Source organism: Bradyrhizobium sp. Cp5.3, from assembly GCF_000426265.1.
GTDB lineage: Bacteria > Pseudomonadota > Alphaproteobacteria > Rhizobiales > Xanthobacteraceae > Bradyrhizobium > Bradyrhizobium neotropicale.
The window spans coordinates 362,513-389,092 of sequence record NZ_AUFA01000002.1; the positions used below are offsets into that span (position 1 = coordinate 362,513).

General features: G+C 65.1%; 20 protein-coding genes. 8 read left to right on the forward strand and 12 right to left on the reverse strand.

Features of this window, described 5'->3' with window-relative positions; all coding sequences use genetic code 11:
* Window positions 1-51 precede the first annotated feature (51 nt).
* Window positions 52-1,674 (reverse strand): inorganic phosphate transporter, encoded by a 1,623-nt coding sequence (locus tag K289_RS0104680; protein ID WP_027550427.1) that lies wholly within the window; start codon window positions 1,672-1,674, stop codon window positions 52-54.
* 121 nt (window positions 1,675-1,795) lie between these two features.
* Entirely contained in the window at window positions 1,796-3,193 is a 1,398-nt protein-coding gene (locus K289_RS0104685) for a UdgX family uracil-DNA binding protein (protein ID WP_027550428.1), read from the reverse strand.
* Between the two features lie 237 nt (window positions 3,194-3,430).
* Here K289_RS0104685 and K289_RS0104690 point away from each other — a divergent pair, with 237 nt between their 5' ends.
* Genes K289_RS0104690 through K289_RS0104700 form a run of 3 tightly spaced genes read left to right on the forward strand, consistent with a single transcriptional unit; the run spans window position 3,431 to window position 9,256 of the window.
* Entirely contained in the window at window positions 3,431-4,255 is an 825-nt protein-coding gene (locus K289_RS0104690) for an ImuA family protein (protein WP_051310488.1), read from the forward strand.
* Window positions 4,155-5,735, forward strand: coding sequence for a DNA polymerase Y family protein (locus tag K289_RS0104695; RefSeq protein WP_035683818.1), 1,581 nt, complete (start codon window positions 4,155-4,157; stop codon window positions 5,733-5,735). The genes K289_RS0104690 and K289_RS0104695 overlap by 101 nt, the downstream gene beginning before the upstream one ends.
* Window positions 5,732-9,256, forward strand: coding sequence for an error-prone DNA polymerase (locus K289_RS0104700; protein ID WP_027550431.1), 3,525 nt, complete (start codon window positions 5,732-5,734; stop codon window positions 9,254-9,256). The genes K289_RS0104695 and K289_RS0104700 overlap by 4 nt, the downstream gene beginning before the upstream one ends.
* Window positions 9,257-9,514: 258 nt before the next feature.
* Here the strand turns inward: K289_RS0104700 and K289_RS0104705 are convergent, their stop codons facing one another.
* Together K289_RS0104705 and K289_RS0104710 are read right to left on the reverse strand one after the other, a co-directional pair.
* A complete protein-coding gene (locus K289_RS0104705) occupies window positions 9,515-10,285 on the reverse strand; it encodes an SDR family NAD(P)-dependent oxidoreductase (protein WP_027550432.1) in 771 nt (256 codons plus the stop codon).
* 279 nt (window positions 10,286-10,564) lie between these two features.
* Entirely contained in the window at window positions 10,565-10,852 is a 288-nt protein-coding gene (locus K289_RS0104710) for a hypothetical protein (protein ID WP_027550433.1), read from the reverse strand.
* Between the two features lie 56 nt (window positions 10,853-10,908).
* Here K289_RS0104710 and K289_RS0104715 point away from each other — a divergent pair, with 56 nt between their 5' ends.
* The 3 genes from K289_RS0104715 to K289_RS0104725 all read left to right on the forward strand — a co-directional run bounded on the left by K289_RS0104715 (window position 10,909) and on the right by K289_RS0104725 (window position 16,856).
* A complete protein-coding gene (locus K289_RS0104715; protein ID WP_027550434.1) occupies window positions 10,909-12,321 on the forward strand; it encodes a CoA transferase in 1,413 nt (470 codons plus the stop codon).
* A gap of 143 nt (window positions 12,322-12,464) precedes the next feature.
* Window positions 12,465-13,709 carry an efflux RND transporter periplasmic adaptor subunit gene (locus K289_RS0104720; protein ID WP_027550435.1) on the forward strand — a complete coding sequence of 415 codons (1,245 nt, stop codon included), beginning with the start codon at window positions 12,465-12,467 and terminating at the stop codon, window positions 13,707-13,709.
* Window positions 13,710-13,739: 30 nt separating this feature from the next.
* The gene (locus K289_RS0104725) at window positions 13,740-16,856 is read left to right on the forward strand and encodes an efflux RND transporter permease subunit (protein ID WP_027550436.1); all 3,117 of its coding nucleotides are present in this window, start codon (window positions 13,740-13,742) and stop codon (window positions 16,854-16,856) included.
* A gap of 5 nt (window positions 16,857-16,861) precedes the next feature.
* Here the strand turns inward: K289_RS0104725 and K289_RS0104730 are convergent, their stop codons facing one another.
* Entirely contained in the window at window positions 16,862-17,824 is a 963-nt protein-coding gene (locus K289_RS0104730; RefSeq protein ID WP_027550437.1) for an amidohydrolase family protein, read from the reverse strand.
* A 205-nt stretch (window positions 17,825-18,029) separates the two neighbouring features.
* On the opposite strand from K289_RS0104730, the gene K289_RS0104740 reads away from it, so the two are divergent.
* Window positions 18,030-19,628 (forward strand): FAD-binding protein, encoded by a 1,599-nt coding sequence (locus K289_RS0104740; protein ID WP_027550438.1) that lies wholly within the window; start codon window positions 18,030-18,032, stop codon window positions 19,626-19,628.
* Window positions 19,629-19,638: 10 nt separating this feature from the next.
* Here the strand turns inward: K289_RS0104740 and K289_RS0104745 are convergent, their stop codons facing one another.
* The 7 genes from K289_RS0104745 to K289_RS0104775 all read right to left on the reverse strand — a co-directional run bounded on the left by K289_RS0104745 (window position 19,639) and on the right by K289_RS0104775 (window position 25,755).
* The gene (locus K289_RS0104745; RefSeq protein ID WP_156917792.1) at window positions 19,639-19,971 is read right to left on the reverse strand and encodes a hypothetical protein; all 333 of its coding nucleotides are present in this window, start codon (window positions 19,969-19,971) and stop codon (window positions 19,639-19,641) included.
* The gene (locus tag K289_RS0104750; protein ID WP_027550440.1) at window positions 19,961-21,061 is read right to left on the reverse strand and encodes a hypothetical protein; all 1,101 of its coding nucleotides are present in this window, start codon (window positions 21,059-21,061) and stop codon (window positions 19,961-19,963) included. The genes K289_RS0104745 and K289_RS0104750 overlap by 11 nt, the downstream gene beginning before the upstream one ends.
* A complete protein-coding gene (locus tag K289_RS0104755) occupies window positions 21,054-21,473 on the reverse strand; it encodes a hypothetical protein (RefSeq protein ID WP_027550441.1) in 420 nt (139 codons plus the stop codon). Before K289_RS0104755 ends, K289_RS0104750 begins: the two co-directional genes overlap by 8 nt.
* A 34-nt stretch (window positions 21,474-21,507) precedes the next feature.
* Window positions 21,508-22,476 carry an alpha/beta fold hydrolase gene (locus K289_RS0104760; RefSeq protein WP_051310489.1) on the reverse strand — a complete coding sequence of 323 codons (969 nt, stop codon included), beginning with the start codon at window positions 22,474-22,476 and terminating at the stop codon, window positions 21,508-21,510.
* Between the two features lie 104 nt (window positions 22,477-22,580).
* Window positions 22,581-23,978: a TolC family outer membrane protein gene (locus tag K289_RS0104765; protein ID WP_035683822.1), complete on the reverse strand. Its 1,398-nt coding sequence runs from the start codon at window positions 23,976-23,978 to the stop codon at window positions 22,581-22,583.
* A gap of 236 nt (window positions 23,979-24,214) precedes the next feature.
* On the reverse strand, window positions 24,215-24,994 hold the full coding sequence (locus tag K289_RS0104770) for an enoyl-CoA hydratase (RefSeq protein WP_027550444.1): 780 nt from the start codon (window positions 24,992-24,994) through the stop codon (window positions 24,215-24,217).
* Window positions 24,995-25,098: 104 nt separating this feature from the next.
* Window positions 25,099-25,755, reverse strand: coding sequence for a hypothetical protein (locus K289_RS0104775; RefSeq protein ID WP_027550445.1), 657 nt, complete (start codon window positions 25,753-25,755; stop codon window positions 25,099-25,101).
* A 277-nt stretch (window positions 25,756-26,032) separates the two neighbouring features.
* On the opposite strand from K289_RS0104775, the gene K289_RS0104780 reads away from it, so the two are divergent.
* The gene (locus K289_RS0104780) at window positions 26,033-26,578 is read left to right on the forward strand and encodes a sigma-70 family RNA polymerase sigma factor (RefSeq protein WP_027550446.1); all 546 of its coding nucleotides are present in this window, start codon (window positions 26,033-26,035) and stop codon (window positions 26,576-26,578) included.
* The last annotated feature ends 2 nt before the right edge of the window (window positions 26,579-26,580 follow it).

Sequence of the window (26,580 nt, forward strand, 5' to 3'; positions counted from 1 at the left end):
GAAAAGGGCCCGCGCATCGCACGGGCCCTTTTCTTTGAGCTCTGTGATTGCTCAGAACACCCGCGAGAAGACGTAGTAGAGCACGCCCGAGATGATCATCGCGGCCGGCAGGGTCAGCACCCAGGCCATGGCGATGTTGCGGATCGTGGCCCATTGCAGGCCCGAGCCGTTGGCGGCCATGGTGCCGGCGATACCTGACGACAGCACGTGTGTGGTCGAGACCGGCAGGCCGTAGACGTCGGCGGCGGCGATGGTGGCGGCCGCCGTGATCTCGGCGCAGGCACCTTGCGCGTAGGTGAGGTGCGTCTTGCCGATCTTCTCGCCGACGGTGACGACGATGCGCTTCCACCCGACCATGGTGCCGAGGCCGAGCGCGATGGCGACCGCGATCTTCACCCAGCCGGGGATGAACTTCGTGGCGCTGTCGAGCGAGCCCTTGTAGGCGGTGAGCACGGCGACATCGTCGGCGCTGAGTTCGGCTTCCTTGTCCTTCATCAAAAAGCGGAGCGCTTCCGAGACGAGGTACATGTCGTTGCGGGTGTTGCCGACGATTTCCGCCGGCACCTTGGCGAGCGAGCCGTAGGTGGTGACCTGCTTGGCGATATCGCGCACGAGCACGGCGAGCGACGGGAACGTTCCGCCGGTGACTTCGTGCTGTGCGACATAGTTGGTGACGGCAGGGCGCGGGTTGCCGATCACGTTATAGCCGGCGGCCTTGCCCTCGATGATCCTGCTCGCGGCGTCCGAGTTCTTGATGAACTGCTCGATCTGGGCCTCCGGCAGCGCGCGGTTGAGCGCGTAGGCGGTCGGCACCGTGCCGATCAGGATCAGCATGATGAGGCCCATGCCTTTCTGACCGTCGTTGGAGCCGTGGAAGAAGCTCACCAGCGTGCAGGTGAGGATCAGGATGCCGCGGATCCACCACGGTGGCGGCTGGTCGCCCTTCGGCTCGCCGAACAAGGCGGGCGTGGCGCGCAGCAGCACGGTGCGCAGGATCAGGAGCAGGCCGGCGGCGAGCGCGAAGCCGAACAGCGGCGACAGCAGCAATGCCTTGCCGATGTTGGTGGCCTGGGTCCAGTCGACGCCCGAGGTGCCGCTGCGGCCATGCAGGACCGCGTTCATGATGCCCACACCCATGATCGAGCCGATCAGCGTGTGCGAGCTCGAGGCCGGCAGGCCGAAATACCAGGTGCCGACGTTCCAGATGATCGCGGCGATCAGCAGCGCGAACACCATGGCGAAACCGGCACTGGAGCCGACCTGGAGGATCAGCTCGACCGGCAGCAGCGAGACGATGCCGAAGGCGACCGCTCCCGAGGACAGCAGCACGCCGAACAGGTTGAACATGCCGGACCACACCACGGCGACGTGGGCGGGGAGCGAGCGGGTGTAGATGACGGTTGCGACCGCATTGGCGGTGTCGTGGAAGCCGTTCACGAACTCGAAGCCGAGCGCGATCAGAAGCGCGACGAAGAGCATCAGGAAGGGCGCAATGCTCTTGACCTGCGTGCCGGTGGCATCGACGTCGATCCAGATGCTGTAGGCGACGAAGAGCAGCGCAGCGCCGATGACCCCCATGTAGATCACGCCAGTGAGCGGATGAAATCCGCGGTCGAGGTCGGGCCCCCTACGCAAGGCTGGCTCGATGGAGCCGGGCAAAGCAACGTCACTCATTGGAAATTCTCCTGTCCCAAGGCCCCGATTTTGCTCGCGGCATGTGACAGCCAGTTGAAATGGTTGACGAACGATTGAAATGACGGGGGCTTCTCCACCGCCGATTGCGTGCAGGTAGCCGTCAGGCGGCGCGGGCGGCTTTTTTCTGCAAGCCGGCAGCGATCTTCAGGTCTTCGACAAAACGTTGATATTCCAGCACTTTGGCTTCGGGATCCGGCAGCCGTAGCAGATAGGACGGGTGCACCGTCACCAGGGCCTTGCGGCCGTCGGCAAGGTCGATCAGGCGGCCGCGGTTCTTGCCGATCGGCGTGATCTTGCCGAACACGCTTTGGGCGGCGGTGGCGCCCATGGCCACGACGAGATCGGGCTGGATTGCCGCCAGTTCCCGCTCGTACCACTGCCGGCACGCCCGGATCTCCGGTGTGTTCGGCTTCTGGTGCAGGCGGATTTTTCCGCGCGGCACAAATTTGAAGTGCTTCACCGCATTGGTGACGTAGACCTTCCTGCGGTCGACGCCGGCCTCGTCCAGCGCGCGGTCGAGCATCTGGCCGGCCGGGCCGACGAAGGGATGGCCGGCGAGGTCTTCCTTGTCGCCGGGCTGCTCACCGACCAGCATGATATTGGCGGACTTCGGACCCTCGCCGAACACGGTCTGCGTCGCATCCCTGTAGAGAGGGCAGGCACGGCAGTGGGCGGCTTCCTCGCGAAGCGTTTCGAGATCGTCGGCGGCGGGTTTGCGCTTCATGGGCGGCTCCGGAGACGGTTTGATCCGTCCGCCGGTCCAGCGTTCGGCATCAGAGAGCAGAGGTTCAAGTATCGAGGCTTCCGACAGGTTCCTCCGGCGCTTGTTCGGCGCTTCCGGTGCGATCGGTTGGTCCGGCCGGAAGTGACGGCGCCAGGTTTCCTCCAACCGGTTTGGGGCAGGCATCTCCGCCTGGCTGATCCCCGGCGTGAACGAGATCGCGTGGCCGTCCCAATGGGCGCAAATGTCGGGCGTGAGGATCGACCATGGCATGTCGGCATAGCGGCGCGCGAAGAAGGGGGCAGCAAATTCGACGATGTGATGCTCCGGTATGAACCAGGCGGCGTAATGCGCCTTGTGCTCGCGTCCGATCTCGCGGAAGCGGACGACGTCGCGCATCCGCTGCACGTCGCGATGCACGCTGCCGGCCATTGCCGTCGCCAGCGCGACGTCGGGATCGGTTCTGGTCCCGAGCAGATCGTGATCGCTCCGCAGCCGCGACAGCAGGCGATAGAGGAGCGCAAAGCGCTCAGCGTCGCGATGCAGGATCGCGACGCGTGCGAGCTCGATGAAATCGGCGGGCACGCTGAAGGTGCTGTCGGCCTCGATCGGTGGAAGGCCTGGCGCTTCGCACAGGCCGGGCGGCACGTCGTCTTTCGCATGGCCCTGCACGCGCCACGTCACGTCGGTCGGCGCGACGTGGTGCAGTGCGAGCGCGCGTGCGGTTTTGCGCCAGCCGTCGAAATCGGTCTCGCTGTCGAGAGTGATGAGGTACATGGCACCTGAATCCTCTTGATTCTGCTCATGAATCCGTGGACGCACCAATTCGATTGACTCCAGGGGCGCCGTTAGTTTTATATTAGAACATATCATGAACAAATGAGCCAGCCGCTGGTTTTCTTTTTGAGAGCCACGGCAATCACCTCTGAAGGAGCGGCGAGCATGCGGAGCGCGATCAGCAAAAGTGGTCGCCGGTTTTGCGTCCGATCGCGCTCCTCTTTTTAGGGAGGGCGCATGATCTTGTCGCCAAACCGCTCTCATTTTGGCGGATCATGCGCCACCGCACGTACAAGCGCGCTTGCGACCTTGCGCGGCCAGATCGAGCGCATCGAGACGGCGGAGGCCGCGCATCATCGCGATTGCGTGGCACTCGGCCACCCGGAAGCAGATCGGGCCTTGCAGGGCGGGCTCGCGCGCGCAGCGATCCACGAGGTGTTTTGCGAGGGGCGGCAGGGTACCGCCGCGACGGGCTTCGTCATGGGTCTCGCAGGACGCGTGTCGGCGCGCCGGCCACTGCTGTGGGTGCGGCAGGATTTTTCGGAAGTTGAAACGGGCGCGCTGTCGATGAGCGGACTGGCCGAGCTCGGCCTCGATCCGCGCCGCGTGGTGATGGTGCGCGCTGCCGATGTCGAGACCGCGCTGCGCACGTCGGCCGACGCGCTCGCCTGCGATGCGCTCGGCGCCGTCGTGCTCGAGCTTTGGGGCGAGACAAAGCAGTTCGATCTCGTGGCGAGCCGCAAGCTGACGCTCGCCGCGCAGGCCTCGGGCGTGACCGGGCTCCTGTTGCGGATGGCGGCGCAGCCGCTGCCCTCGACTGCGGAGACACGATGGATGTTGCGCGCGGCACATTCGCCGCCGGGCTCGGTGTGGAATGCCTGGGGCGCACCGCGCTTCGATGCCGAGCTCTTGCGCAATCGTCATGGCCCGTGTGGCCGGTGGATCATGGAATGGAAATGTGATGAGTGCCTGTTCAGTGAACCGTCGGCGTATTCTCAGCCTGTGGCTGCCGCGCCTGCCCATCGACCGGATCAAGCGGTTCTTCGACGGCGGGCTGGGTGATCCCAGCATCGTCGTCACCAAGGACAACAACGCGCTGGTGATCCATGCGCTCGACGAGGCCGCCGAGCGCCTCGGCCTGCACATCGGCCTGCCCTTGGCGAATGCGCGGGCGATGTGCCCGGATCTGAAGGTGTTCGACGCGGACATCGCGGCCGATACAAAGACGCTCAGCGACATCGCCGACTGGTGCGATCGCTTCACACCACTGGTGGCGCTCGATCCGCCGCACGGTCTGTTCCTGGACATCACCGGCTGCGCGCATCTGTTCGGCGGGGAGGCTGCACTGTTGCAGACGCTGGTCCGTGCGCTCGCCCGGCAGGGCTTTGCTGTCAGCGCGGCGATCGCCGCCACCTCGGTCTGCGCGCGCACGCTGACGCGGCAGGTACCTGGCACCATCGTCGCCGATGGCGGGGAGGCGGAGGCGGTCAGCCGGCTGCCGGTGTCCGCGCTCGGCGCGGTTGATGCCATCACTGTCGGTCTGCGCCGCGCCGGCCTGAAAACCATCGGCGATGTGGCGTCGCGCGAGCCGCATGAGATCACCGCGCGGTTCGGCGCGCGGTTCTCTACGCTGCTCGCGCATGCGCTGGGGCAGGGCGATGCGCCGATCAATCCGCGCAAACCGCTGCCCGACTACATCGTGGAGAAGCGCTTTGCCGAGCCGATCGCGACCGACACCATGATCGCGATGACGCTGTCGCGGCTCGCCGATACGCTTGTTACCTCCATGGAGAAGCAGGGCAAGGGCGCGCGGCGGCTGGAAGCCGCCTTCTTCCGCACCGATGGCGTGGTGCGCACGATCATGGTCGAGACCGGGCGGCCGGTGACGCGAAGCGCCGTCATCGACCGGCTGTTCCGTGAGCGGCTCGATGCGCTCGCCGATCCCCTCGACCCCGGCTTCGGCTTCGACATGGTGCGGCTGTCGGCGAGCCGCACCGAGATCGTGGTGCAGGAGCAGCGCGATCTCGACGCCCATGTCCACGACAATGACGAACTCGCCGCGCTGATCGACCGCATCGCCGCGCGCATCGGGGGAAAGCGCGTCGTCGTGCACCTGCCGCAGGACACCCATATTCCGGAGCGCGCGGTGCTGGCCGCGCCCGCGCAGCACCATCTCGCCACGGCCATGCAGGCCGAATGGCCGGCGCGCATCGAGAGCGAACCGCCGCTGCGTCCCTTGCGGCTGTTCGACAGGCCGGAGCCGATCAAGGTGCCGTTCGCGACCGTGCCCGACGGCGCGCCGCATCAATTCACCTGGCGGCGCGCGCTGCATGCGGTGGTGCGGGTGGAGGGGCCCGAGCGCATCGCCATGGAATGGTGGCGGCAGGACGGCAAACAGCTCACGCGGGACTATTTTCGCGTCGAGGATGCCGAAGGCCTGCGCTTCTGGATCTTTCGCGACGGCCTCTACGACAGCGAGCTCATGGACGAGGAGGGCAAGCCTGTTCCCGCCAACTGGTATGTGCACGGTCTCTTCGCATGAACACGCCCGCCTATGCCGAGATCGGCATCACCACCAATTTCTCCTTCCTACGCGGCGGCTCGGATCCGCGCGCCTATGTGCATCAGGCAAGCATTCTGGGGATTCCCGCGATCGGCATTGCCGATCACAACACGCTCGCCGGCGTGGTGCGCGCCTACAAGGAGCTCGACAATGCCGAGGTGATGCACAAGCCGAAGCTGCTGATCGGGGCGCGCATCGTCTTCATCGACGGCACGCCCGACATCCTGGTCTATCCGCGCGACCGCGCCGCCTATGGCCGGCTGTGCCAGCTCCTCACCAGGGGCAAGCGCGGCAACGACATCACGCGGATCGAGAAGGGCGAGTGCCATCTCGCCTTCGACGATCTCCTTGAATTCTCGGAAGGCCAGCTTCTGGTCCTGACGCTGCCGCATCGTTTCGAGCCGGCGAAGGCGCTGGATGTCCTTGCCAAGCTCAAGGCGAGCCTCGCCGAGGGCGTATGGCTGGCGGCGAGCCTGCTTTATCGCGGCGACGACCGGCGTCGCCTCGCGCGGCTCGACGATCTCGCAACGACGGCAAAGGTGCCGCTGCTTGCGACCAACGAGGTGCTCTATCACCATCCCGCGCGCCGCCCCTTGCAGGACGTGCTGACCTGCATCCGGGAAAAGACCACGATCGAGGCGGTCGGCAGGAAGCTCGAAGCCAATGCCGAGCGGTTTCTGAAGACTCCCAGAGAAATGTCGCGGCTGTTCCGCGATTTCCCCGACGCGATCGTGGAGACCATGCGCTTTGCGGACAAGATCGATTTCTCGCTCGACCAGCTCAAATACCAGTATCCGGACGAGCCGGTGCCGCCGGGCAAGACGGCGCAAGGGCATCTGGAAGACCTGACCTGGGCGGGCGTGCAGAAATATTTCGGCGGCAACATCGACGACAAGCTGCGGGCTACCCTGAAGAAAGAGCTCGCGCTGATCGCCGAGCTGAAATACGCACATTATTTCCTCACCGTGCACGACATCGTGCACTATGCGCGCAGCCAGAACATTCTGTGCCAGGGCCGCGGCTCGGCGGCAAACTCGGCTGTGTGCTACGTGCTCGGCATCACCTCGGTCGACCCGACCAAGGTCGATCTGCTGTTCGAGCGCTTCATCTCCAAGGAGCGGCTGGAGCCGCCGGACATCGACGTCGATTTCGAGCATTCGCGGCGCGAGGAGGTGATGCAATATGTCTATCGTCGCTACGGCCGCCACCGTGCCGCGATCATCGCGACGATCATCCATTACCGCCCGCGTAGCGCCATTCGCGACGTCGGCAAGGCGCTGGGCCTGACCGAGGATGTCACCGCCGCGCTCGCCGACACCGTCTGGGGAAGCTGGGGCAAGGGCCTCAACGACATGCAGGTCAAGCAGGCCGGGCTCGATCCCCACAATCCCATGATCAGCCTCGCGGTCGAGCTTGCGACCGAGCTGATCGAATTCCCGCGCCATCTCTCCCAGCATGTTGGCGGTTATGTGCTCACGCAGGACCGGCTCGACACCTATGTGCCGATCGGCAATGCCGCGATGGACGATCGCACCTTCATCGAATGGGACAAGGACGACGTCGACGCGCTCAACATGATGAAGGTCGACGTGCTGGCGCTGGGCATGCTGACCTGCATCCGCAAATGCTTCGACCTGATCGACGAGCACAAGGGCGAGCGTTTGGAGCTGGCAACCGTCAAGCAGGACGATCCCAAGGTCTACGACATGCTGTGCCTCGGGGAATCGCTCGGCGTGTTCCAGGTCGAGAGCCGCGCGCAGATGAACATGCTGCCGCGCCTGAAGCCGCGGACGTTCTACGATCTCGTCATCGAGGTCGCGATCGTGCGGCCCGGTCCGATCCAGGGCGACATGGTGCATCCTTATCTTCGGCGGCGGAACGGTCAGGAAAAGGTGAGCTATCCATCGCCGTCACCGGAGCATGGCGACAAGGACGAGCTCTACAAGGTGCTGCACAAGACGCTTGGTGTCCCGCTGTTTCAGGAGCAGGCGATGCGCATCGCGATCGAGGCCGCACATTTTACATCCGAGGAAGCCAACGGCCTGCGCCGCTCGATGGCGACGTTCCGCAATGTCGGCACCATCGGCAAATACGAGGACAAGCTGATCGGCAACATGGTCGCGCGCGGCTACGATCCCGACTTCGCCAGGAGCTGTTTTGACCAGATCAAGGGTTTTGGTAGCTACGGCTTTCCGGAGAGCCATGCCGCGAGCTTCGCGCAGCTCGTCTACATTTCCTCATGGCTGAAGCATTATCACCCCGACGCGTTCTGTTGCGGCTTGCTGAACTCGCAGCCGATGGGCTTTTATGCCCCGGCACAGATCGTCAGTGATGCCCGCAAGAACGGCGTCGAGGTACGCGACATCGACGTCTCCTACAGCTTCGCGCAGAACACGCTGGAGAACACCGACGGCAAATATTGCGCCGTGCGGTTGGGCTTTCGCCAGATCGATGGGTTTCACTGGCTGGACGAGGATGAGGAGAGGCTGAAACGCTCTCAGCTGTCATTCCACATTGCGCAAGTGCGCAATGGGGGCGCGCCGAAAGGCGCGAGCCCGGAATCCATTCCGCCAGGCGTATGCGGCTCGATGGATTCCGGGTCCGCGCTTCGCGCGCCCCCATTGCGCACTTGCGCAATGTGGAATGACAGGGTGGAGACAGCTCAGAACAATGCGGAGAACCCCCAGGACTGGGCCGACCGCATCGTCGCCGCTCGCAACCGCCGCCCCTTCACCTCACTGGAAGACTTCGCCCGCGACACCGGGCTGCCCAAGCGCGCGCTGATCCTGCTCGCCGATGCCGATGCGTTTCGCTCGCTCGGGCTCGACCGCCGCGAGGCGCTGTGGCAGGTGCGGCGCCTGCCTGACGACGTGCCGCTGCCGCTGTTCGAGGCCGCCGTCGCGCGCGAGCAGCCGGACGAAGGTGCAAGACCCCTGCCGGTGATGCCGCGCGCCGAGCAGGTGGTCGCGGACTACCAGACCATCCGCCTGTCGCTGAAGGGCCATCCGATGGAATTCTTGCGCGAGATGTTCACGAGCGAATGCGTCGTCGCCTGCAAGGACGTCAGTCATGAGAACGAGCGGCGCCGGGTCCGCTGTGCCGGTGTGGTGCTGGTGCGGCAGCGGCCGGGCAGCGCCAGCGGCGTCGTGTTCATGACGCTGGAGGACGAAACCGGCATCGCCAATGTCGTGGTGTGGCCCAAGATCATGGAGCGTTACCGCAAGGAAGTGATGGGCGCGCGCCTCATCCTGGTCGAGGGTTATATCCAGAGCAGCCCCGAAAAGGTGACGCATCTCATCGCGCAGCGCATGATCGACCGCTCGCACGATCTGATCGGGCTCACCAATGATGCCTTGAGCCGCAAGCGTCCGGTGCCGGCCGGCGCCGCCCTGATCGAGCCCCTCAACGACGACCGCCGCGACCACGTCGATACGCCCGCACAGAAAATCCGCCACCCGCGCGATGTCCGCATCCTGCCGCCGTCGCGGGATTTTCATTGAGGGGCGTCACGCAGAATGTCGCCACACCGTCATTGCGAGCGCAGCGAAGCAATCCAGAATCTTTCCGCGGCGCCAATCTGGATTGCTTCGCTGCGCTCGCAATGACGAGTTCGCTGCAACGATTGTGCGCCACATCCTCAGTCGTCATGCCCGGGCTTGTCCCGGGCATCCACGGCTTTCAGCGTGCGCAGCAGTGCGTGGATGGCCGGGTCAAGCCCGGCCCTGACGTCGGAGCGAGCGGCGCGATGATGCCCGCCTCTAAAAATTCACCCGGTTCGAGATCCCGCCGTCGACGACGAGATTGGACCCCGTGGTGAACGACGACACCGGGCTTGCGAGAAACACCGCTGCGCTGGCGATTTCCTGGGGCGTGGCCATGCGTCCGGTCGGATTGCGGGCGAGCGCATCCTCGTAGCGCTTCGGCATGTTCTGCTCGACCGTGTTCCAGACGCCGCCCTTGAAATAGACGGTGCCCGGCGACACCACGTTGACGCGGACCCTCTTCTTTGCGTATTGCCGCGCCAGCCCCTTGGCCATGTGGATCAGCGCCGCCTTGACCGGGCCGTAGGAGCTTGCCTGGTCGGCCTGCGCCGCCGAGACCGAGGAGATGATGACGAAGGCGGCATCGCCGCTCTTCTCGCCGCTTGCCTCAAGGAACGGCCGCGCGGCATCGAACGCATGCACGGCGCCGAGCACGTCGAGCCGGAAATTCTGCTCCCACGATGCCGCATCCGCGCCTTGCGCCATTGCACCGGCATTGGAGAACAGCATGTCGATGCCGCCGAGCTCCTTTGCGACGCCCTCGATCCAGGCTTTCAGCGCCGCGCCGTCGGTGACGTCGACCGGGCCGCCGGTCGCGCGAATCCCGCTCGCCTTCAACTCGGCGACGGTTGCCGCAACCTGATCGGCGTTGCGCGCGCACACCGCGACATCAGCGCCTTCACCGGCCAGCGTTGTCGCAATCGCCCGCCCGATGCCGCGCGTGCCGCCCAGCACGATGGCAGTTTTTCCTTTGAGACCGAGATCCATTGTTGGGCTCCTTTTTGTTGGTCGCAGGGAGTGTAGCCGTTTCAGGAGATGCGCAGAAGCCTCCACGCCGTCATTGCGAGGAGCGAGGCGACGAAGCAATCCAGACTGCCGCCGCGGAAGGACTCTGGATTGCTTCGCTGCGCTCGCAATGACGAAGTTGAAGCAGTTGTAGGGTGGGCAAAAGCGCGTCAGCGCCGTGCCCACCATTCTTCAATGTGCACGAAAGCGGTGGGCACGCTTCGCTTTGCCCACCCTACGAGTTCTCAAATCGACCACCACTTACTCCGGCGCGGCGCCCACCGGCGGGCCGCCGGGCGGGCGGTGCAGGAAGGTCAGCGAGGCGTAGGCGCCGACCCAGGAGCCGGCCGCCGCGAAAGCGACATAGAGGGCGTTTTCGGTGTAGCTGATCACGGCGTAGGACGAGAGCAGGTACCAGATCGCGCTCCAGGTCGCGGCGGGCACGCGCTTGCGCGCGACGATGGCGGAGGTGAACATCACGTAGACCGCGTCGGTCGCTGCCGTCGCAACGAACACGGCGCCCGCGGTGAGGGGATCGATGGCGGCCATTGCAGTCCTTTCTGCGATCGTGGGATGGTCGTGAAAACTAAGGGAGAGAATCAGCCATGCAAAGCCCTGCCGGCATTCTCCGCGACATCTGGACCTCCGCTGGCGGCGAAATGGCCGCACTCGCGCGAGTGCGGCTCACCGGCGAGGAGCCGCAAATCCCGTCCTCGTTTCGTGTCGCCGCCGCAGGCCAGGCCAGCGTTGCGGCCGCGGGCCTCGCAGCCGCCGAGATCTGGCGGCTGCGCAGCGGCGAGGCGCAGGACGTCTCCGTCGACATGCGCCATGCCGTCGTCGAATGCCGTTCCGAACGCTATTTGCGCGTCGATGACAAGCCGCCGCCACCGGCCCGGGACGCCATCGCCGGAGTCTACAAGACCGGCGACAACCGCTTCGTCCGCTGCCACACCAACTTCCCGCATCATCGCGACGCCGTCTGCACGGTGCTGGCCTGCGAGCCGGAGCGCGAGAAGGTGCAGGCCGCGCTGATGCAATGGAAGGGCGCCGATTTCGAGACCGCGGCCTATGCCGCCGGCGGCGTCGTCGCCCTGATGCGCTCCTACGAGGAGTGGTCGGCACTGCCGCAGGCGCGTGCGCTCGCCGAACTGCCGCTGGTCTCGATCGAGAAGATCGGCGAGGCCCCGCCGAGGCCTTGGCCCAAGGGATCATCCAAGGGCGATCGTCCGCTCGCCGGCCTTCGTGTGCTCGATCTCTCCCGCGTCATCGCAGGTCCCGTCGCAGGCCGCACCCTCGCTGCGCACGGCGCGGATGTGCTGCTGGTGTCGGGGCCCGAGCTGCCGGCAATTCCATGGCTCACCATCGACACCGGCCGCGGCAAGCTCACTACGTTCGTCGAGCTGAAGAGCGAAGCGGGGCGGGCGCAATTGCGCGAGCTCTTGAAAGAGGCCGACATATTCTCGCAAGGCTATCGTCCGCGCGCGCTCGCCGCTCTCGGCTTTTCGCCGCAGGATGCAGCAGAGATCAATCCTGGCATCGTCTACGTGACGCTGTCGGCCTATGGCCATGCCGGCCCCTGGGCCGAGCGGCGCGGCTTCGATTCGCTGGTGCAGACCACGACCGGCTTCAACCATGCCGAGGGACAGGCCGCTGGCCTCGAAGGGCCGAAGGAATTGCCGGCGCAGATGCTCGACCATGCCACCGGCTATCTGATGGCGTTCGGCGCGGTGATGGCCAAGGCCCGCCAGGCGCGCGAAGGCGGGAGCTGGCACGTGCGCGTGTCGCTGGCGCAGACCGGGCGCTGGCTGTGGAATCTCGGCCGGCTCGAGGACGGGCTGAAGACCCCGGATATTACGGGGGACGTCGTACATCTGGCGTTCATCGATGCCATGCCATCTGGCTTCGGCACGTTGAAAGCGGTGAGGCATTCGGCGCTGCTGTCGAAAACGCCGGCGCAATGGAGCCGCCCGGCGATGCCGCTCGGCAGCCATCGGGCACAGTGGCCGGCCGGTAGCTGACACGAAGCTGACATCGCAAAATTTTAACAGTAAACCGAAGGGCGACCTGCGTTTTTAGGTTGTCTGAAATCCCAATTCGGCACTATTAGCGCAACCGATGACGCGGTCAGTTGCCGATATCATCGCAGACATGACCGGGCCCCATGGTAGTTGAAAATACCAAGCGATTGCAGGTGCTTACAAAGCAACGGATGATCACATCCGTAGTTTTACTGCTACTTGCCGGGGCCGGCGCCTATGGCTTCGTCGCTGTGGGGGGCAAGGAGAAGAGCCACTCCGAAATCTCCAGCCAGTCGCGCAGGAATGCGCAGAATTTCACGCCGACGCCGTCCGAATGGGCGACGCTGACGATCGAGCCGGTCAAGGCCAAATCCTTCCGGGCCGAATATGTCACCGAAGGCAAGGTCGCGGTCGATGAAGACCGCTCGACCCCCGTGTTCTCGCCCTATGCGGGCCGGGTGACCAAGCTGCTGGTGAAGCCGGGCGAGAGCGTCAAGCAAGGTCAACCGCTGTTCACGATCGAGGCCGCCGACACCGTGCAGGCCCAGAATGATTTCATCGCGGCGATGACCTCGCAGAACAAGGCGAAGTCCTCGCTCGAGCTTTCCGACATCCAGTTCAAGCGCGCCAAGGATCTTTATGAGGGCCACGCCATCCCGCTGAAGGACTATCAGCAGGCGGAAGCGACTCAGGTCCAGGCGCAGAACGACATGCGTTCCTCGGTGACGGCGCTGGAAGCCGCGCGCAACAAGCTGCGCATCCTCGGCTTCACCGACGAGGCCATCAAGGCGTTCCAGGACAAGGGCAGCATCAATCCGGAGATCACGATCTATTCGCCGATCGCCGGCACGGTCGTGCAACGCAAGATCGGTCCCGGCCAGTACGTCAATTCCGGCGCCAGCGATCCGGTCTTCGTGATCGGCGATCTCTCCACCGTCTGGCTCACTGCCTTCGTGCGCGAGAGCGACGCGGCGTCGGTGTGCATCGGGCAGGACATCACCGTCAACGTGATGGCGCTGCCGGGCCGTCCGCTGACCGCCAAGATCAACTACGTCGCCGCCGCGATCGACCCCAACACCCGCCGGCTGCTGGTGCGCGCCACCATCGACAACAAGGACGGCATGCTCAAGCCGGAGATGTTCGCCAATGTCACGATCTACTCGGCTGGCGACCGCGCCGCGCCCGCAGTGCCGAAGCAGGCGCTGATCTACGAGGGTGACCAGGTGCGCATCTGGGTCGCCCGCGAGGACAAGTCGGTCGAGCTGCGCCAGATCAAGATCGGCCTCGTCAATGGCGACCTCGTCGAGGTCACCAGCAACCTGAAGCCCGGCGAGCAGATCATCACCAAGGGCAGCCTGTTCATCGACCGCGCGGCGTCCGGTAGCTGATCGACGACCCCAAGCATAACGAAGACCTGAATGGATCGCCTCGTCGCCCTTGCCGTCAATCGGCGTTACCTGATGGTCGGCATGTTCGTCGCCGTGCTGATCGGGGGCCTGATCGCGTTCAACCAGCTCAACATCGAGGCCTATCCCGATCCGACCCCGCCGATGGTCGACATCGTGACGCAGAGTCCGGGGCTGTCGGCCGAAGAGATCGAGCGCTACATCACGATCCCGATCGAGACCCAGGTCGCGGGGCTGAAGAACCTCACGACCATCCGCACCATCTCGCTCTACGGCCTGTCCGACGTCAAACTGCAATTTTCCTTCGCCTACACTTATGACGAGGCGTTGCAGCAGGTCCTGAACCGGCTGGCGCAGCTCGCGCCCTTGCCCGGCAACGTGCAGCCGCAAATCTCGCCCTTGAGCCCGATCGGCGAAATCTTCCGCTATCGCCTCGTCGGCCCGCCGAACTACAGCGTGCTCGACCTCAAGACCATCCAGGACTGGATCCTGCAGCGCCGCTTCCGCGCCGTGCCCGGCGTGATCGACGTCACCGGGTGGGGCGGCAAGACCAAGACCTACGAAATGCAGGTCGACTTCAACAAGCTGATGGCCAACGGGCTGACGCTGCCGCAGGTGCTCCAGGCGGTCAGCAACTCCAACGTCAATGTCGGCGGCAACACCGTCAACATCGGCTCGCAGTCGGCGGTGGTGCGCGGCGTCGGCCTGATCCGCTCGATCGACGATCTCGCCAACACCATGATCGCGCAGACCTCGGGCAATCCGGTGCTGGTCAAGGACGTTGCGACCGTGACGGTCGGCGAAAAGCCCAGGCTCGGCATCGCCGGCCTCGACGATGCCGACGACATCGTGCAGGGCATCGTCCTGATGCGCCGCGGCGAGCAGAGCACGCCGACCATCAAGCGCGTGGAGCAGCTCGTCAACCAGATCAACAATTCGTCCATCCTGCCGCCCGGCGTGCGCATCGAGCGCATCTACGACCGCAAGGACCTGATCGACCTCACCACGCACACGGTGCTGCACAACATGGTGGTCGGCATCCTCCTGATCGTGCTGCTGCAGTGGATATTCCTCGGCGACTTACGCAGCGCGCTGATCGTCGGCGCCACCATTCCGTTCGCGCTGTTCTTCGCGGTGATCATCCTGGTGCTGCGCGGGGAATCTGCGAACCTGTTGTCGGTCGGCGCGATCGACTTCGGCTTGATCGTGGACGCCACCGTCATCATGGTGGAGGCGATCTTCCGCCGCCTGACCCAGACCACGCCGCTGTCCGAATTCGAGCAGGTGTCGAACGAGACGCTGTTCGGCATGAAGAGCCACGCCATCCTCAGCGCTGCGGCCGACGTCTCGCGCTCGATCTTCTTTGCCGCCGCGATCATCATCGCGGCCTTCCTCCCGCTGTTCACGCTCTCGGGCGTCGAGGGCAACATCTTCGGACCGATGGCGCGCACCTATGCCTATGCGCTCGCCGGCGGTCTGCTCGCGACCTTCACGGTGACTCCGGCGCTGTCCGCGATCATCCTGCCCGCGCATGTCCAGGAGACCGAGACCAAGGTCATGCTGTTCCTGCACCGGATTTACATGCCGGTGCTGAACTGGGCCGTCGCCAACCGCACCATCGTGCTCGGCGGCGCGATCGGCATCGTCGTGATGACGCTGGCGCTCAGCCGCCTGCTCGGCCTCGAATTCCTGCCCAAGCTGGAAGAGGGCAATCTCTGGATCCGCGCCACGCTGCCGCCGACCATCTCGCTCCAGGAGGGCAACACCTACGTCAACGAGATGCGCAAGCTGATCCGCAGCCGGCCCGAGGTGGAATCCGTCGTGTCGCAGCACGGCCGCCCCGATGACGGCACCGACGCGGCCGGCTTCTTCAACGCCGAGTTCTTCGCGCCACTCAAGCCCGCGAGCGAGTGGCCGGGCACGCATGACAAGGAAGAGTTGACCGCGCAATTGCTCAAGCAGCTCGACGACCGCTTCCCCGGCGTCGAGTTCAACTTCTCGCAATATCTCCAGGACAACGTTTCCGAAGCCGTCTCCGGCGTGAAGGGCGAGAACTCGATCAAGCTGTTCGGCAGCGATCTCAAGGCGCTGACCGACACCGCCAACAAGATCAAATCGGTGCTGGCGACCGTGCAGGGCGTCACCGACCTTGCGGTGTTCACATCGCTCGGACAGCCGACCATCCAGATCGACATCAACCGCGCCAAGGCCGCGCGCTATGGCCTTGCGCCCGGCGACATCAACGCCACCATCAAGGTCGCGATCGGCGGCGACACCGCGGGCGACCTCTACGAGCCCGGAAGCGATCGCCATTTCCCGATCATCGTCCGCCTTGCGCCGGAATACCGCAAGAGCGCCGAGGCGATCCAGAATTTGCGTATCGGCGCGCCCGGGCCGAACGGCACCGTCACGCAGATCCCGCTGAGCGAGGTCGCAACCATCAGCCTCGTCTCCGGCGCCGCCTACATCTATCGCGAGCAGCAGGAGCGTTACCTGCCGATCAAGTTCTCGGTGCGCGAGCGTGACCTCGGCAGCGCGATCCGCGAGGCGCAGCAGAAGATTGCCGACCAGGTGCAGTTGCCGCCCGGCTCCCACATGGAATGGGTCGGTGAGTACGGCAACCTCCAGGACGCGATTCGGCGGCTGTCGATCGTGGTGCCGATTTCGCTGGCGCTGATCGCCATCCTGCTCTGGTTCAATTTCAGCTCGATGACCGACACGCTGCTGGCGATGAGCGTGATCCCGATGGCGATCTTCGGCGGCGTGCTCGGGCTCGTCATCACAGGTACGGCGTTCAGCGTCTCGGCGGCGATCGGCTTCATCGCGCTGTTCGGCATCGCCGTGATGGACGGCATCATCATCATCTCGCAGTTCAACCAGCTCATCGAAGAAGGCATGGACCGCATGACCGCGGTGGTCCGGACCGGCGAGCTGCAGCTTCGGCCCGTGCTGATGACCTGCGTGGTCGCCGGCGTCGGCCTCCTTCCTGCCGCGTTGTCGGAAGGCATTGGCTCGCAGGTGCAGAAGCCGTTGGCGGTCGTCGTCGTCACCGGCATGATGCTGGCGCCGGTCGTCATCCTGGTGACGTTGCCGGTGCTGATCTCCTTCTTCTCGCGCCGCGCGCGCTGAGAGCGTTAGAACCCGTAGAGCCGCGCCGGATTATCGACCAGGATCTTCTTGCGCACGTCCGCGTCCGGCGCCCAGATCGGAAGCTGGTTGAGTAGCCGGCCGTCGTCGATCTGGTAGAGCGGCGCGATGTCGGTGGCCTTGCGACCCTCGACGCGACTCGAATCCGGATGCGGCCAGTCGGTGCCCCAGACGATGCGGTCCGGATTCGCCGCGATCAGCGCCCGCGCATAGGGCACCATGTCCTGATAATTGGGCGCGAGCTTTGACGAGCGATAGGCCCCGGAGATCTTTACATAGGCCTTGCCGGATTTGACGAGCTCGATCAGGTCGGCAAATCCCGGCTGCTCCAGCCCGAGCGGGGCCTCGAGACCGCCGAAATGGTCGAACACGGCCGGCACGGGCGCGGCCAGCACGAGATCCTTGATCGCCGTGATCATCGGCAGCGTCGTGTAGAGCTGCACGTGCCAGCCGCGCGCCTTCATGCGCTCGATCGCCGCGGTGAAGCGGGCCCGGCCGACATTGGGATCGCTGATGCCGCCGGTAGCAAGATTGATGCGGATGCCGCGGAAGCCATCCTGCTGCATCGCATCGAGCTGGGCTTCCGTGGTCTTGTCGTCGATCACGGCCACCCCGCGTGCGGCCGCCCCGCGCGCCTTCATGCCGAACCGGGTGGAGGCGTTGTCGGTGCCGTAGACGCTCGGCGTCACGATCACCACGCGCTCGATACGCAGCGCCTTGTGCAGCGCCGCCATCTCATCCGGCGACGCCAGCTCCGGCGTATAGACGCGTCCGGCAAAGAACGGAAACTTCTCGGGATCGCCATGGATATGGGTGTGGCAGTCGCAGGCGTGCAGCGGGACGTCGAAATTGACCGGCGTCGCGGGCTGCGCCGCCTTGGCGTGGGCTTTGCTGGTCATGGCTACTCCGGCGGCAAGGGATGCAAGCAGGACGCTGCGTCGGTTGAGCATGATTTCTCTCCCCGCTTATTGTTCTGATGGGGGAGATTATCACGTCCGCTCGGGGCCTTCTTCGTCTCGCCGCCGCATGGCTGGTGAGCGTTGCAAGGAGTTCTTCAGGATTTGGCCGGCAGGATCGCGGCATTGAACCCGGCGACGGCCGGTTTGACTAATGATCCGCGCGCCCGGATCATCATCCTCCCACCGGAATCACTTCATGCAAAAATCTTTTGGAAAATTCAAAACAGGCGTCTCCGCCGCGGCCGTGCTTGTCGCGCTGTTCGGCGTCTACGGCTTCCGCAAATTGCAGGCGCTGGCGGCCGATCCCACCGGGCCGAAGGATTGCCGGGCGGCGGAGGATATTGGCGAGCAGGGCAGGATCGATCTGGACAAGGTGAGGGCGATCGCGCCGCTTCCGGGCGTGAAATGGTCGCAGCTCGGCGGCAGCATCAACGATGCGAGCTGTCTCAACCGCACCGAAATCTACGGCGTGGTCGAGGTGCACAGCGTCGACGATATCGCCAGGACACTGGCGTTTGCCCGCGACAACAAGCTGCCGATCACGACGGCGGGCGTGCGCCACTCCATGGGCGGGCAGGCCTTCCGCAAGGGCGGCATCGTGCTGGACATGCGTACGTTCAACCGCATCACGCTCAACGAGGCCGCGCGCAGCGTCACCGTGCAGCCGGGCGCGACCTGGCACGACATCCAGATCGCGCTGCATCCGCGCTTTGCCGTACGCGCCATGCAATCGACCGACATCTTCAGCGTCGGCGGTTCGATCTCGGTCAATGCCCACGGCATGGATCACCAGGCTGGCGCGCTGGCGCGCTCGATCAAGGCGATGAAGGTCATGCTGGCCGACGGCTCGATCCGGACCGTCTCGCCGACGGAGAACACGGAACTGTTCAACCTCGTGGTCGGAGGCTACGGCCTGTTCGGCGTCATCATCGAGGCCGAGCTCGATATCGCCGACAACACGGTCTACCAGACCGGCCGCCGCGTGCTCGACTACAAGACGTTTCCAGCGCTGTTCTCCGGCGAGATCGAGAACGACACCAATATCGGCCTGATGTACGGCCACCTCTCGACCGCGCCGAGCAGTTTCTTGCAGGAAATGCTGCTCTACACCTACACCAAGGCCGACGGCAGCGATTTCGCGATCGAGGCGCTGGGTGAGGTCAGCAGCACGAAGCTCAGGCGCCTCACGATCAACCTGTCCAAGCAGGGGCCATTCTTCCAGGAGCTGAAGTGGCTGTCCGAGAAGCATATCGAGCACCGGATGGAGAGCTGCACGGTAACCCGCGCCCAAGCGATCGCGTCGGGCGAAGCCTGCCTCGTCAGCCGCAACAATCCCATGCATGATTCCGTGCCGTACTTGCGCAACGCTCTGCCGGATGAGACCGACATTCTCCACGAATACTTCATCCCGCGCAAAAACTTCGTCGCCTTCGTCGACGGCATGCGCAAGATCATGCTCGCCAACAACACCAACCTGCTGAATGCATCGGTGCGTGTCGTCCACAAGGAAGATAACTTCCTGACCTATTCCCCGGAGCCCGCCTTTTCGCTGGTGCTCTATATCAATCAGCCCACCGACGACGAGGGCAACCGCCGCATGAAGAGGACGACGGAAGAGCTGATTGATCTCACCATCGCCAACCAGGGCCGCTTCTTCCTGCCGTATCAGCTCTATTATTCGCGCGACCAGCTCAAGAAGTCCTATCCGCAGATCGACGACTTCTTTGCTGCCAAGCGCAAATATGACCCGGCGGGGCTGTTCACCAACACGATGTACCAGAAATACGCCTCGTGAGCTGAGTGCGTCAGCTACGCTCGCGGCGTGGCGCAAGCCCGTTGCAGCCACCGGCCTCTTCGGCATCGAGCACGAGCAGGGCGCCCGCATTGTAGAGCCGGCTGACGAAGTCGGCGGCGTCGGAGCGGGCGATCGTGACATAGGCGCTGGATGCCAGCACACGCCCGTTGGCCCTCGCGACCGCCGCAATCGCCTGCGCCTGCGGCCCGATCACGGCCAGCGAGCGGCCCGGTGACGTTCCGAAGGTGAGGGCGACGACGAGCACCAGCCAGCCCACGACGACGAGCGGAATCGCAAGTGCGATCCTGCCGAGCGGGCGCAGTCCTGTCCGGCTAGTAATCATAGAAGTGCTCAAGGCTCACACCCTTCGCCGTCAGCCCGCGCTTGATCTCGATCAGCCGGTCGATCCTAGCCTTGAGGCCGGCCCGGCGAAAGCCGGGCTTGGCGTCGAGATCCAGCGAAAACAGTTCCGTCGTGTCGGAAACGTCGAGCACCCCATCTTTCGGCGCGATCACCGTGACGAGGATGTCGTGATTGCCGGCGATCTCGGCGAGGCCGTGACCGCCGTCCAGCAGCTTGCTCAGGATTTCCGTCAGCGCCTTGTAGCGTGGGGCCTGCACCAATTGCCAGTCGGGCGAGAGGTTGCGGATCGGCGTGATGCGCGGCTCCGCGGCCAGCGTCTCCGGCGGCAGCGTCTGCACGACGAACATGATGTCGCGTGGCTCGTCGTCATTGGAGGCATCGAGCGCGGCCTGGATCGCGTGCGCGTAGCCGATCTTGATGAAATATTCGGTGCCGAGCGCGAAGTCGCGCTCCCGGGTGCGCCAATTGCTCGGCGTCGGCGCCGAGATCGCCTCGAGACCATCGAGCTTGTCGCGAAACGGATATTTGAACCAGGGCACGGTGTAGAGGAACGCGGCGTAGTCCTGCAGCACCGTGCGTGCATATTCGTCCTGCGGCGTCAGGTGATCGCCGCGGATCCATTCGAACAGGCGGCCGACCGTGTTCTCGTAAAATCCCTTGATGGCGTATTCGGTCGAGTAGCTGATCCCGATCACATAGATCATCAGCTTGACGTCGAAGCGGGACTCCGTTGCGGCCGGCATCGCACGGTTGATGGTGCAGAAGCTGCGCCAGAAGCCGAGGATGTGGCGGAGATAGCCGAACTGGCTTTCGGTGGAGTGATCGAGGAAGCGGCCGAAATCCTCGAAGGAATAGACGATGTACCATTCCGGGAAGGTGAAATAGGTGTTGTCGAGCGGCCGGCGGTAGCCTTTCTCCGTGATCGGCGGCAGCGCGATCGCGGCCGTCGCCGCTGGAGCAGCTTGCGACGTGGGCTGGCAGGTCGCCTCGATATAGGCGAGCGGCACGAGGATCGCGACGGCGACCAGCGCAAGCAGCGTCAGTATGAAGCGGCGCAGGCGCTTAAGCATGGACCGGGCGCGTGCGCGGGACGAGCAGATAGCCGATCAGGATGGCGACGCCGCCGAGGCCGAGATGCGGCGCGTTGGCGAAGATCCGGGTCGAGAGCGGCAGGTTCAGGACGCCATTGATGAGGATGCCGAAGTCGAGATAGCCGGAGCCGGTGAGGAGACCGAGCACGCCGTCAGCGAAATAAAAGACGCCGAAGAGCTGGAAGAACAGTTCGGATGCACGGCGCGAGGTCAGCGCTGCCGCCAGCGCCCAGAGCGCGGAGACCAGATGCAAGCCATCGGCGTACCAGGTGCGGCGGAACAGACCGAAGATCATGTCGTTCTGGTCGATGAAAAGGGGGATGTAACCGGTCAGGATCACGAAGCCGAGCAGCGCCGCATAGCCAAAGGCGCACAATCTGATGATGTCCATGGTCTCTCCGGTGGCCTCTCGAATCTTTCCAAGTCTAGAGTGTCGCAAGCGCCTTGAGCAGGGCGTCGTTGAAGGTTTGGGGATCCTCGATCTGAGGGATGTGGCCGAGCCCCGGCAGCAAGGTTAAGTGCGCCTGCGGCAGCAGGGCGTTCAAATCGCGCGCCTGCCCGAGCGGCGTCACCGTGTCCATCTCGCCCCAGAGGATGGCGACGGGCCGTTTCAGCCGTGGATAGGCGCTGCGGTCGGCACTCTCTGCGCCGCGATCCGAGCCCGCGAAATAATACAGCCAGTCGGCGACGTCGGACGTGCTGTTCTGCCGGGTGAGGGGACGCTGCAGGATTTCGACATATTCGGGCCGCGCGCGCTCCTTCTTCGCGATCAGCGACTTCAGCAGCATCTTTGTCGCAAAGGGATTGGTGACGGTCAGCGACACCAGTATTTCGCGCAGCCATTTCGGCTGCAGCAGCGCCGGCGCGTCCGATGGCGTCGCCATCAGGCCGAGCGCCGCATCGACCAGCACGAGCGCGCGCACACGCTCGGGAAAGCGCAGGACCAGTTCGGTCGCCGCTCCCGCGCCGAAGGAATGTCCGACGATGATGGCAGGCTGCGCATCGAGCCGCGCCAGCACGTCGTTCACCCGCTCGGCCTGATCCTGTCGCGTGTAGCTGCCGGGCCGGTCCGAAAAGCCGAACGGCGGGAGGTCGAGCGCGATGACGTGATAGCCGGCGGCCGCAAGCGCATCGGTCGTCGCGCGCCATAGTTCGCTCCAGGCGGCCGTGCCGTGAAACAGCACGACCGGCGTGCCGCTCGCGGGCCCCTTCTCCTGGATGAAGACATCGCCGGAGCGGGTCGCAACCCAATGCCCGGTCGACGGCGCAAGATCGCCGCGGCCCGCCGTCTCGCGCGCGGCCGCTGCAATCCGAAATGCCGCGATAGCGGCGACGATCAGCAACACAACGATCAGGCACAGTTTGGCCGCGCCGCGAAGAATTCTGGAGATCAAATGGCCCTCGGCAGACCGACGCGAATATGTGGCGGATACTCTAGCGGAGGTAGAGCAGCGAGCCAGCCGCAAAGTGCAGGCGCACTGCTTGTGCAGTTAATGAATCACTGCCCCGACGGCGTACGCAGCCCGTGCCAGGCGTCGCGGACCTGGTGGTAGTGCACCTCGGGCAGGTAGTCCGGCGTGCTCAGGTTCAAGGTCTTGACGTCGAGATGGCCGACGGCGCTGAGCAGCGTGTAGGAGGCGATGACGCGGTCGCGCAGCGCGCCGATCAGGCGTGCCTTGGCCTGGATCAGGTCGGCCTGCGAGTTCAGAACGTCGACCGTGGTGCGCTGGCCGCCGGCGGCCTCGCGCTGCACGCCTTGCAGCGCGACCGTCGCCGCTTTCACTTCCGATTCGGAGGCGGAGACCGCGATCTTGGCGCCTTCATTGGCGACCCAGGCGCTGACCGCGGCCGTGCGCGCCTGGTTGCGGACCTGGTCGAGCACGAGCCGGCTCTGCGCCGTGACCTCCTTGGCCTGCCGGGTTTGCGAGGCGGCCGTGCCGCCGTCATAGATCGGTGCGGTGACGCTGGCGACGATCGAGGCCTGGTCGGTCGCGAAGGTGCTGAGCGACGGGTCGTTGTCGCGGCTGCGACTGGCGCTGCCCTGGACGCTGGCGCTGGGCAGCAGCGCGCCTTCGGCAACGCGGATTTTGGTCGAGGCGGCGTCGACGTCGAAGCCGGCGGCCATCACCGCCGGATGCTCGCGGATCGCCATCGCCATCGAATCCTCGCGGCTCTTCGGCAGATAGCGATCGACAACCTCGGCGGGGCGAAGCTGCGCAGGCGGATTGCCGATCACCTGGGCATAGGTTGCCTGGCTCACGGCAAGCGCGACTTCGGCGGCGTTGAGATCGGAGAGCCCGCGGTTGAGGCGGGCCTCGGCCTGTGCGGTGTCGGTCGGGGTGACGTCGCCGGCATTGAGGCGGCGCTGGGTGACGGCGAGCGTCTCGCGCAGGAAGGCGACGTTGGAGCGCTGCGCCTCAACCAGCGACTGGTTGGCGAGCACATTGGTGTAGGCCGTAACGGCGTCGAGCAGCACGCCCTGGCCGACATTGCGCAGCGCTTCGCGGCCGGATTGCACCTGGAGCTCGGCGACACGTACGCTGTTGGCGGTCCGGAAGCCGTTGAACAGGGTCTGCGTCACGGTGACGCCGATGACCCATGGCTTCAGGCTCGCGGTCTGGATGGTGTTGTCGGGCAGCAGGTTGCGCACCGTCTGCAGGCCGGCGCTCAGGCTCGCCACGATCTGCGGCCGGTAGCCGGCCAGCGCCTGCGGCACGTTCTCGTCGGTTGAGCGTTGACGGGCCCGCTCGGCATTGAGCTGCGGGTTGGTCTGGTAGGCCTTGACCAGGGCCTCGGGCAGGGCCTCTGCGCCGGCAGTTGCGGGCAGGGCACAGCAAAGTGCCAGCGCGGTCCATGTCGCCAAGACAGGACCGACGCCCGATCGATGTCGCGTCATGACGCGACCAGCTCTGGCGGCATGCCCAATCATGTATTCCCGCAAAACCCCGGCTGTCCGCCCCCGCCGACGGCGGCCCTCATACCTGTTTAACCAGCGCCGGTCCCGCAGGCAAACTGCCGCGGGCAATACCCCCATGAAATCCGTGCTTGTTGCAGCTGCGTCACAGCGATTCCATAGGAAGCGGCTGAAGCCTTACACCAGCCTTACCGGTGCTTCCCTTGCCGGTGCTTGCCCTACCGGTTCTTGTTCACCGGCTTGCGCTTCTCGATGAACGCGGCCATGCCCTCGGAGCGGTCTTCCAGCGCGAAGGTCGCGTGGAACAGGTTGCGCTCGACGCTCATGCCCTCGGCGAGCGTGGTCTCGAAGGCGCGGTTCACCGCCTCCTTGGCCATTGCGGCGGCAGGCTGCGACATCGCGGCGATCTTCTCGGCCGCCGCGATCGCCTCGTCCATCAGCTTGTCGGCGGGTACGATGCGGCTGACGAGGCCGGAGCGCTCGGCTTCCGCCGCGTCCATCATCCGACCGGTGAGGCAGAGATCCATCGCCTTGGATTTGCCGATTGCGCGGGTCAGGCGCTGCGTGCCGCCGATACCGGGAATGGTGCCGAGTGTGATCTCGGGCTGGCCGAACTTTGCGGTGTCGGCCGCGATGATGATGTCGCACATCATCGCGAGCTCGCAGCCGCCGCCGAGCGCGTAGCCTGCGACGGCGGCGATCGTCGGCTTGCGGCAGCGCGCGATTCGGTCGCCGCCGATCGCGGCAAAATCCTCGGAGAACATGTCGATGAAGCCCTTCGGCTGCATCTCCTTGATGTCGGCGCCGGCGGCAAAGGCCTTGTCGCTGCCGGTCACGACGATGCAGCCGATGGCGTCATCGGCCTCGAGATCGTCGACGGCTGCCGCGATCTCGCGGAAGACGCCGAACGAGAGCGCATTGAGCATCTTCGGCCGGTTCAGCTTGACGATGCCGACCGCGCCTTTGCTTTCGACGATGATGTGTTCAAACGTGCTCATGCTCCACCCACGCTTTTGATTGAGCGGGCAATTTGCCCGCTGGCGCGGTGGGCTTCAAGGGGCCAAAGGCGGGACGCGCGGGTAGCGCGCCCCGGAACAGGTCGTCAGGCCATGAACATGCGCGCGGCTGACGCCAGCGTCAGGAACGCGCCGAACCCGATGAAGATCTTGCCGATCAGGGAGCTCTGGTCCCAGGCCGAGCTCTGCTGGCTGCTCGCGGCCATCACCGGCGCCGGACGCGGCTGCGCGTCGGTGGCGGCAATCACCGCCTTCTGCGCGGGCGGGTTGTCCTGTTGCAGGGCGCGATCGACGTCGTTGAGCTGGTCAGGCGCAACCACCTGGTTCTCGGCACCGGGGGCGGCTGAGTCGTCGGCGGCAGCCTGGACATTGTCGTTGGCCCGGTTGGTCATCGCGGTGGCCGCGGCGGCGGTCGGGGTGTCGGCGGCAGCGAGCTGCGCGTTGGCATTGGCGACGGTCGGCGGCATCTGGCTGGAGGCCGGCGCGTCGCTGTTGGTCTTTGCATCGGCTGCCTTTGCCGTGTCCTTCTTGTCGGCCTTGTCGTCGGCGGATTTTTCCGCCGTCTTGCTGCTGCTGCGGTGCGAGGCGTGGCGCCGGTGCTTGCTGGGCTTGACCTCGTCGGCCTGTTTGCTCGCGCTGTCCGTTTTGGTGGTCGCATCCGGCGCGGCCTGCGCAGCGCCTCCGAACAGCAAGAAAAGTCCGGCCAGAAGAATCAAGGCCGCGCGCCCGCTGGCTTTCATCATGTTGACGATCTCCCCAATTGGCCCGTCCCGGGGCGAACAGAGACGCCGGCGCGTGACCACAGCGGGGCGGAAAATGGGAATCTTCGGGCTACAGCGGGCAAAAACGGGGCAAACCGCTGCCTCGCGGGCTGCCGCCGGGTGCCAGCGGGAGCGATCGGTGTTATGAGCCTCCCGGGCCTTTGCGGACGGGGACGGCGCATCGATCACGACTTCGTGATCATGAGGTGCGAGCGTAACAAATTGAAAGAACGGCCGAATTGCATGGTGAGGGGCGCGCGTGCGCGGACGTGAGGACGAGTGGACCGGCCTGATGCGGTCGGCCATGGCAGGCGATGATGCGGCGTATCAACGCCTGTTGAGGGCGATCACGCCTGTGCTGCGCGCTGCCGCGAGGCGCGGCCTGGCGCGGGCCGGGCAGCCTCCCGACCAGGCCGAGGATATCGTGCAGGAAATTCTGTTGGCGGTGCATCTGAAGCGGCACACCTGGGATAGCGAGGCCCCCTTCGCCCCCTGGCTGTTCGCGATCGCCCGCAACAAGCTGATCGACGCTCTCCGGCGACGCGGCAGGCGCATCTTCGTCAACATCGACGATTTCGCCGAGACGCTGCCCGGCGAGGCGCCGCAGGAGACGGCTTCGGCGAGCGAGGTCGCGACCCAGCTCAACACCCTGCCGCAGCGCCAGCGTGACGTCCTGCAGTCGATCGCGGTCGATAGCGCCTCGATCAAGGACACGGCGGCAAAGTTCTCGATGAGCGAAGGTGCGGTGCGCGTCGCGCTGCATCGGGGCCTTGCCGCGCTCACGGCCAAACTGCGGGACCGTTAGTC

What these genes read in the sequence shown, in the direction of transcription:
- K289_RS0104705 (WP_027550432.1), bottom strand. Translation starts at nt 10,285, where the DNA reads ATGGATCTCGGTCTCAAAGGAAAAACTGCCATCGTGCTGGGCGGCACG.
- K289_RS0104745 (WP_156917792.1), bottom strand. Translation starts at nt 19,971, where the DNA reads ATGATTACTAGCCGGACAGGACTGCGCCCGCTCGGCAGGATCGCACTT.
- K289_RS0104750 (WP_027550440.1), bottom strand. Translation starts at nt 21,061, where the DNA reads ATGCTTAAGCGCCTGCGCCGCTTCATACTGACGCTGCTTGCGCTGGTC.
- K289_RS0104715 (WP_027550434.1), top strand. Translation starts at nt 10,909, where the DNA reads ATGCAAAGCCCTGCCGGCATTCTCCGCGACATCTGGACCTCCGCTGGC.
- K289_RS0104730 (WP_027550437.1), bottom strand. Translation starts at nt 17,824, where the DNA reads ATGCTCAACCGACGCAGCGTCCTGCTTGCATCCCTTGCCGCCGGAGTA.
- K289_RS0104700 (WP_027550431.1), top strand. Translation starts at nt 5,732, where the DNA reads ATGAACACGCCCGCCTATGCCGAGATCGGCATCACCACCAATTTCTCC.
- K289_RS0104775 (WP_027550445.1), bottom strand. Translation starts at nt 25,755, where the DNA reads ATGATGAAAGCCAGCGGGCGCGCGGCCTTGATTCTTCTGGCCGGACTT.
- K289_RS0104765 (WP_035683822.1), bottom strand. Translation starts at nt 23,978, where the DNA reads ATGACGCGACATCGATCGGGCGTCGGTCCTGTCTTGGCGACATGGACC.
- K289_RS0104710 (WP_027550433.1), bottom strand. Translation starts at nt 10,852, where the DNA reads ATGGCCGCCATCGATCCCCTCACCGCGGGCGCCGTGTTCGTTGCGACG.
- K289_RS0104720 (WP_027550435.1), top strand. Translation starts at nt 12,465, where the DNA reads ATGGTAGTTGAAAATACCAAGCGATTGCAGGTGCTTACAAAGCAACGG.
- K289_RS0104770 (WP_027550444.1), bottom strand. Translation starts at nt 24,994, where the DNA reads ATGAGCACGTTTGAACACATCATCGTCGAAAGCAAAGGCGCGGTCGGC.
- K289_RS0104740 (WP_027550438.1), top strand. Translation starts at nt 18,030, where the DNA reads ATGCAAAAATCTTTTGGAAAATTCAAAACAGGCGTCTCCGCCGCGGCC.
- K289_RS0104680 (WP_027550427.1), bottom strand. Translation starts at nt 1,674, where the DNA reads ATGAGTGACGTTGCTTTGCCCGGCTCCATCGAGCCAGCCTTGCGTAGG.
- K289_RS0104755 (WP_027550441.1), bottom strand. Translation starts at nt 21,473, where the DNA reads ATGGACATCATCAGATTGTGCGCCTTTGGCTATGCGGCGCTGCTCGGC.
- K289_RS0104690 (WP_051310488.1), top strand. Translation starts at nt 3,431, where the DNA reads ATGATCTTGTCGCCAAACCGCTCTCATTTTGGCGGATCATGCGCCACC.
- K289_RS0104685 (WP_027550428.1), bottom strand. Translation starts at nt 3,193, where the DNA reads ATGTACCTCATCACTCTCGACAGCGAGACCGATTTCGACGGCTGGCGC.
- K289_RS0104695 (WP_035683818.1), top strand. Translation starts at nt 4,155, where the DNA reads ATGAGTGCCTGTTCAGTGAACCGTCGGCGTATTCTCAGCCTGTGGCTG.
- K289_RS0104725 (WP_027550436.1), top strand. Translation starts at nt 13,740, where the DNA reads ATGGATCGCCTCGTCGCCCTTGCCGTCAATCGGCGTTACCTGATGGTC.